Annotated in this window: 5 protein-coding genes; 3 read left to right on the forward strand and 2 right to left on the reverse strand. The window is 76.8% G+C overall.

Going from position 1 to position 5,351, the window contains the following annotated elements:
• Window positions 1-294 precede the first annotated feature (294 nt).
• Together ACFVXK_RS36945 and ACFVXK_RS36950 are read left to right on the forward strand one after the other, a co-directional pair.
• Window positions 295-1,242 (forward strand): protein phosphatase 2C domain-containing protein, encoded by a 948-nt coding sequence (locus ACFVXK_RS36945; protein ID WP_389621259.1) that lies wholly within the window; start codon window positions 295-297, stop codon window positions 1,240-1,242.
• Between the two features lie 547 nt (window positions 1,243-1,789).
• Window positions 1,790-2,167, forward strand: a complete 378-nt coding sequence (locus ACFVXK_RS36950) for an ATP-binding protein (protein WP_389621262.1) — start codon at window positions 1,790-1,792, stop codon at window positions 2,165-2,167.
• A 79-nt stretch (window positions 2,168-2,246) separates the two neighbouring features.
• Here ACFVXK_RS36950 and ACFVXK_RS36955 read toward each other — a convergent pair whose 3' ends face one another.
• Window positions 2,247-3,332 (reverse strand): DUF2637 domain-containing protein, encoded by a 1,086-nt coding sequence (locus ACFVXK_RS36955; RefSeq protein WP_389621264.1) that lies wholly within the window; start codon window positions 3,330-3,332, stop codon window positions 2,247-2,249.
• A 192-nt stretch (window positions 3,333-3,524) separates the two neighbouring features.
• Window positions 3,525-4,394: a (2Fe-2S)-binding protein gene (locus ACFVXK_RS36960; RefSeq protein WP_389621267.1), complete on the reverse strand. Its 870-nt coding sequence runs from the start codon at window positions 4,392-4,394 to the stop codon at window positions 3,525-3,527.
• Window positions 4,395-4,442: 48 nt separating this feature from the next.
• Between ACFVXK_RS36960 and ACFVXK_RS36965 the strand changes: the two genes are divergently transcribed.
• Window positions 4,443-5,198 carry a GntR family transcriptional regulator gene (locus ACFVXK_RS36965; protein WP_389621269.1) on the forward strand — a complete coding sequence of 252 codons (756 nt, stop codon included), beginning with the start codon at window positions 4,443-4,445 and terminating at the stop codon, window positions 5,196-5,198.
• Window positions 5,199-5,351: the final 153 nt, after the last annotated feature.

Genomic DNA, 5,351 nt, shown 5'->3' on the forward strand with positions numbered 1-5,351 from the left:
GGGCTTGCCGTGCCCGCCGCACCCGCCGCACCCGCAGGGCCTGTCGCACCCGCAGGACCTGCCGCGCCCGCTGGGCCTGTCGGGCCTGTCGCACCCGCAGGGCCCGCGGGGCTTGCCGCGCCCGCCGGGCCCGCGGGGCCTGCCGGGTCCGCCGCCCCTGCCGCGCCCCCGGTCGCACCCGAGCCGCATCGCGGGGCCGCCGTGCCGCTGCGGCTGGACAAGGCCGCCCCGCCGCCCCGGCCCGAGGGGCCCCCGCCGCCGCTCCGGCCGCAGCCGCTCGGGAGCGACCCCCGGGTGACCGGGGCCACCGGGTACGCGGAGGGGGACCTGGCCGTGCCGCCCGCGCCCGTGGAGGCCGGGCGGGAGCCGTGGCCCGGGGCCGGGGCGGAGCCCGCCGGGCGGCCCGCCGTCAGCCACCTCGGGGACCGGCCCCCCACCTACGCCGCCGAGCCGGGCGCCCTGCCCGCCGCCGACCCGGCCGCACTGGACTTCCTCACCCCCGACACCGTCCTGGAGGGGGCCCGCTACGGCACGTACACCCTGCGCGCCGCCTCCCTGCGCGGGGACTCCGCCCGCTACCGGGGCGAGGCCCGCCGGGACTTCCTGCTCACCGCCCGCTTCGGCAGCGGCGACGACGCCCTCGTCCTGGTGGTCCTGGCCGGCGGGGACCGGGCCGCCCCGGGCGCCCGCGAGGCCGCCGCCGAACTCGGGCACTCCGTCGCGGCGGCCGTCGGACGCAGCCGGGAGCGGCTGGCCGAGGACATCCGGGCGGGCCGCCGCGAAGCCCTGCTCTCGGGGCTCCAGCGGCTCACCGACCGGGGCTGCGGACGGCTGCGGGCCCGGGCCGCCGAACTCGGGCTCGACCAGGAGGCCTACACGGCGGGGCTGCGCGGACTGCTGCTGCCGCTCGACCCCGGGTGCCCGCACCGGATCTGCTTCGGCGCCGGAGCGGGCGGCATGTTCCGGCTGCGCGCGGGCCGCTGGCAGGACCTGGAGGAGGACGCCGGCGGCGCCACCGGCTTCCGGTTCCGCGCCTCCGCGGCCCGCCCCGGTGACACCCTGCTGCTCTGCTCCGGAGGGCTCGCGGACCCCATGCGCGAGGAGGCGCTGCTCCCGGCCGAGCTCGCCGCCCGCTGGTCCCAGGGGGAACCGCCGGGGCTGGCGGCCTTCCTCGCGGACACCCAGCTCCGGGTCAAGGGATACGCCGACGACCGGACGGCCGCCGCGGTCTGGGAGGCGTGAGCGCGCAGTCAAGGGGGGCCACCGCCGGACAGGGACGGTTCCTCGATGCCGGTGGGAGATTCCCTCCCCCTCGTGCAGTACGGCCCGCCCGTCAAAATGCCCCTCTTCGGCGGTCGGTGGCCGGAAGCCACGCGGGGGACCTGCCGCATTCCGGCCTCCGCCCGGGCCCGGCCGAGCGGCGCGGACCGCCGCGCGCCACGGGTGCCCGCTCTGGTGGACGGGGTACGGGAGGCCGGAGGGCTGTCGGTTCCACCGAGGGACGGTGTCCGGAGGGTGACCGGATTCGCACCATCGGACAGCGGCGCCGTGTCGGCCCGGGGGCGGGCGGGGCGGCGCGCATGGCCGGATCCCGTCGCCGCCGGCGGCCCGGCCCCCCGGGACGAAGGAGTGCGAACCCGCCCCGGGGGCATGCATTCCGTAGACCAGTTCGACAGCCGGGCACAGGAATACGGGGAGGTACATCGCCGTGCGCGTGGGGGCGAAGACCGGGAAGCCGTGGCGCAGAGGGCGGCCGGTGCCGCGCGAACCGTCGCACGACCAGACGGAGATGACGCGCAGCGTACCGCGGGCCGACCTGAAGGCGGTGGGCCAGGTGCGCAGGGACCTGCGGGAGCTGCTCCGCCACCGCTGCCGGGCGGACACGGCCGAGGTGGCCGAACTGCTGATCACCGAACTCGTCACGAACGCCCTCGTCCACACGGAGGGGGGCGCCGAGGTGTCCGCGAGCGTCAAGGACGCCCGCTTACGGGTCGAGGTCCGCGACGGCGCCGCCCGCCGGCCCCGGCCGCACGTACCGTCCGCCGACGACGGTACGCACGGACGGGGGCTGGTCCTGGTCGAGGCGCTCGCCGACACCTGGGGCGTGGACCCGCTGGCGCTCGGGCCGGGCAAGGTGGTCTGGTTCGAGCTGGAGGACGCCGGGTAGCGGCTCGCGGCACGCGACGGCGGGGCCGCCCGGAGGCCGCCCCGCCGCGGTGGGCCCGGCGTTCCGGCCGGTGTGCCGGTCAGCCGAACTGCTGCTCCAGGTCCTTCAGTTTGCGCTCCAGTGAGTCGAGCCGGGGGATGGTCTGGGTGTCGTCCTCGGCGGTGAGGTCCACCGTCCGGGGGCCGGCCGGGTCAGCGGACTCGGCCGCGTTCACGGCTTGCAGGGAGGGCCTTCCGGGGGCCCGTCCCAGTGGTGGCTGGGGGAGCAGGGGCAGTTGTCCGGGTTCCGATATGGCCGGCTCCGCGCCGACCGGCGCGGAGCCCGTCCCGGGGGTCAGCCCCGGCAGGTCGACCTGACGCGCCCGGGCCCGCCCGAACGCCCTGTTCTGCCGGCCCAGCGCCTTGATGCGGGCGCGGTCCAGACGGTGCTGCTCGCGCCTGCGGTGCCGGTCCTGCTCGCGCTCCTTCTTGTCCTCGCGCACCTCGTCGACCGCCTCGTCGAGGGTGCGGACGCCCTCCAGGAGCATCAGCGACCAGGCGCCGAAGGTCTCGCGGGGGGCCCGCAGCCAGCGGACCATGCGGATCTGCGGCAGCGGGCGCGGGATCAGGCCCTGCTCGCGCAGGGCCGCCCGGCGGGTCTGCTTGAGGGCCCGGTCGAACAGCACCGCCGCCGAGAGCGACATCCCGGCGAAGAACTGCGGGGCGCCGTCGTGGCCCGAACCCCGCGGTGCGTGCACCCAGTTGAACCACGCGGCCGCCCCGGCGAACAGCCACACCAGCATCCGGGAGCCCAGGGCCGCGTCGCCGTGGCTGGCCTCGCGGACGGCGAGCACCGAGCAGAACATGGCGGCGCCGTCGAGACCGAACGGGACCAGGTACTCCCAGCCGCCGGAGAGGTTGAGGTTCTGCCGGCCGAAGCCGACGAGTCCGTGGAAGGAGAGCGCGGCGGCCACCGCCGCGCAGCAGAAGAGCAGGACGTACGAGGCGGTGCCGTAGACGGCCTCCTTGCGCCGCCGCCGCTCCTCGCTGCGTTCCCAGCTGTCGTCGGCCGCGGCCTTCTCGCCCTCACGCTTGCCCCGGGCCAGCACCGCCACTGCCGCAAGCACGCCCAGGATCAGCAGGCTGCCGGGCAGCAGCCAGTCCAGCGATATGTCGGTCAGTCTCATGCGGTTGTCCCTTGCCTCGCGTATGCGGCGTTCCGGGCGTCATAGTGGCCCAGCCGGTCCGTGGTGCACGTGGGTTTCGGGTCAAGTGGACGCCAACGGGGGGCGGGTCCCGTCGGATAGGGTGTTGTATCTCGAACTCTTGCGCGCATGAACGGAGTTGAGTTCGAATCCGCTTCATCCTGCGGGGTGGGTTCAGCCCGCGGCGGCCGTGAGCCGGGCGACCCTTTCGGTGTCGCGGGTGCGGGGGCAGGTCGTACAGGTGTCCTCGGGGCGGACCGTGTAGAAGAAGCAGCAGCCGGCCCGGTCCCGGGTGGTGAGCTCCCTCCCGCCGGGGCCGGCGAGCGTACGGAACCGCGCGCCGCCCGGGAACGGGGCGAGCGCGCCCGGCAGCAGCAGCTCCAGCTCGCGCACCGCCCGCCGCTCCTCGCCGAGCAGGCTCCCCAGGTACCAGAGGCCCTCGGTCGCCTCGTCGGTGGCCGTGGCCCACAGGGCGCGCGGCCCGCGCCGCATCCGCGGACCGAACCCCTCCAGCAGTGGTCCGAGGTGCTCGGCCACCGCCGCCCGCACCTCCTCGCGCAGCTCCTCCTCGTCCGCCACGGTCCGCGCGCCGGGGAGGGCGGCCGCGGGGTCGCCGGGCAGGCAGGCGAACTCCTCGACGTGTACGGCCATCCGCCCCTCGGTCCGGTGGAAGGCCACCCGGTCCACGGGGAGCCGGGGCACCCGGCGTTCCAGGAACCACGGGACGGTGATCAGCAGGCAGGCCGGCCAGGCGTACCGGTGCAGCCCGAAGCCGGCCGCCACGTCGGGCCGTGCAGGGCGCCCGTGGTCCCGTGCCACCTGGGCCGCGTCCCAGGCGAGGTGGGAGTCGAGCGCCGCGCCGCCCGCCGCGAGCTCGTGCGCGCCGACCCAGCCCGCACCGCCGGGGAGGGGGTCGCGGGCGGCGTGCTCGTGGATCCGCAGTCCCGGATAAGCGGCCGTCAGGCGCGCGTAGGCGTGCGCCACCGGGGAGCGGAGGGGGGTGGCGGGTGCGGGCGGGGCGGGTGCGGGCAGGACGGGAGGCATCGCGGACCACCGAATCACACGGAGTGAGCAAGGTTAGCCTTACCTTATCTGATCTCCGTTCATCCGTCCGCACCGCGCCCGTCGCCTATCCTCGGAACCGGTCGAGACCCGGAGGAGGACCGAGTGCGCGAAGCGGCCCATGCCCTGGTGTCGGTGTCGGGACCGGTGATACCGGCGCAGGTACCGAAGGTGCTGCGCCATTCCGTGCGCGGGCAGGTCCTCGACGCCCTGCGCGCGGCCCTGGTCGACGGGGAGCTGGTGCCGGGGGAGATCTACTCGGGCCCCGCGCTCGGCGAACGCTTCGGGGTCTCCGCGACCCCGGTCCGCGAGGCGATGCAGCAGCTGGCGCTGGAGGGGGCGGTGGAATGCCTGCCCAACCGGGGCTTCCGGGTGCTGACCCGGACCGCCCGGAGCCTGGCGGAGCTGGCCGAGGTGCGGGCCCTGCTGGAGGTCCCGGTGATGCTCCGGCTGGCCCGCTCGGTGCCGGCGGCCACCTGGGAGGGCCTGCGCCCGGCGGCCCACGCCACGGCCGAGGCGGCCGCCGCGGGGGACCTCCCGGCGTACGGGGAGGCGGACCGCGCCTTCCACCGGGCGGTGCTCTCGCTGGCGGACAACGGCCAGCTGGTGCAGGTCGCGGAGGAACTCCACCGTCGTGCGCAGTGGCCCCTGCCGGGGGCTCCGCGGGTGCGGCGGGCCGCGCTGGTGGCCGATGCGGCGGAGCATGCGGCGCTGCTGGAGGCGCTGATCGCGCGGGACCTCCCGGTGGTCGAGTCCCTGGTCCGCGAACACTTCGCGGGCGCGTAGCCGCCTCCTGCGGGCGCCGCTGCCCGGAGCCGGTCCCCGCCGGGGGCTGCGCCGGTCCCGCTGCGCGGAGCCGTCTCCCCGCCCCGCCCTTTCTCCGTTTCCTGGGGGCCCCGCCCCCAGACCCCCGCGCCTCAAACGCCGGCGGGCCTGGAT

The sequence above is a fragment of the Streptomyces sp. NPDC058157 genome, from assembly GCF_042884105.1.
Lineage (GTDB): Bacteria > Actinomycetota > Actinomycetes > Streptomycetales > Streptomycetaceae > Streptomyces.

Bases quoted from the DNA above. Each gene is read 5' to 3' on its own strand.
- ACFVXK_RS36950 (WP_389621262.1), top strand. From the start codon at position 1,790: ATGACGCGCAGCGTACCGCGGGCCGACCTGAAGGCGGTGGGCCAGGTG.
- ACFVXK_RS36955 (WP_389621264.1), bottom strand. From the start codon at position 3,332: ATGAGACTGACCGACATATCGCTGGACTGGCTGCTGCCCGGCAGCCTG.
- ACFVXK_RS36960 (WP_389621267.1), bottom strand. From the start codon at position 4,394: ATGCCTCCCGTCCTGCCCGCACCCGCCCCGCCCGCACCCGCCACCCCC.